The 710-nt window shown below is 63.1% G+C and carries 1 protein-coding gene; it reads right to left on the bottom strand.

Translation table 11 applies throughout. The features are described from left to right. The coding region (locus ACQRAG_RS11770) for a hypothetical protein (protein WP_427805338.1) at nt 1-710 on the bottom strand (710 nt) is incomplete at both ends.

The raw sequence follows: 710 nt of genomic DNA, 5'->3' as shown, positions 1-710 counted from the left end.
ATGCACGGTCACGTCGATGCTGCCCGTGGCCTTGTCGCCCGTGGCATCCGTCACCGTGATGGGGAATTTGCCCGTCAGGTCGGCATCCGTAGCAGAACCATCAGCACCATGCTCCTGGCGGCCGCCAAGGGCATAGTCGTAGTTCACCGTCCACTTGCCGTCCGCGCCAAGCTCGGCTTCCACATTGGAAAGCTCCACGCCGTGCACGCCCTGGGCACTGCCGCTGACCGTGGCCACGCCGTCGGTGATGCTGATGGTCCAGCCTCCGACCTCGATGGTACCGCCCTCGCCATGCAGGTCCACGATGAACGAACCGCTGCCGTTCTGGCCATGGCTTTCTTCACCGCCATGTTCGGGCTGCGTGCCTTCGTCCACCACGATCTTGTTGTCCCCGACGCCGGGCTCGACTTCTCCAGGATTGAAGTCCTGCTTCACCGTGATCTCCACGGTCGTGCTGTCTCCGTCCTTGTCCGTCGCCGTGATCATGAACTGCTTCTCGCCGAAGGATTTGTTCGGATCGGAAGGCTGGTATTCGTAGCTGTAGTTGCCGTCACCATTGTCGGTCACCACCAGCTTGCCGCCGTCCACATCGAACGTCGTCTTGTTGCCGTCCTTCGTCCCGGTCGCACCGTTGATGCTCAGGGGAGCGTCCGCAGCGCCGTCAGCTCCGAAGCCGATCCCGAAGCTGCCGGACAGCGTGCTGTCGGCCG

The organism is Desulfovibrio sp. SGI.230 (assembly GCF_050313065.1).
In the GTDB taxonomy this organism is placed as follows: Bacteria; Desulfobacterota; Desulfovibrionia; order Desulfovibrionales; family Desulfovibrionaceae; genus Desulfovibrio.
Note: the sequence above shows the minus strand (reverse complement) of the source record. Positions and strands in the feature narration are given on the sequence as shown.